Raw genomic sequence first — 221 nt, forward strand, 5'->3', positions numbered from 1 at the left:
GGTGTGGCCGTCGACGGTCTTGGCGATGCGCCGGCCGAAGGCGTCGTAGCGGTAGGCCGCCTGGCGACCGTCCGGCAGCTGGAGGCCGATCAGGCGGTGCTGGTTGTCGTAGCGGTACTCGGTGACGGCATCCCCGCGGCGTTCGCGGATCAGGTTGCCGAAGGCGTCGTAGTCGTAATGCCGGTCGGCGTGGCGCCGCAGGCGGTTGCCCTTGAGGTGCC

The 221-nt window shown here is 70.6% G+C and carries 1 protein-coding gene; it reads right to left on the minus strand.

All coding sequences use genetic code 11. The features are described 5' to 3' along the window. Positions 1 to 221 (minus strand): hypothetical protein (locus ACW9HW_RS30215; RefSeq protein WP_457402990.1); only part of this gene is annotated, 221 nt, incomplete at both ends.

It is taken from the genome of Pseudomonas sp. SDO5532_S415, from assembly GCF_054071155.1.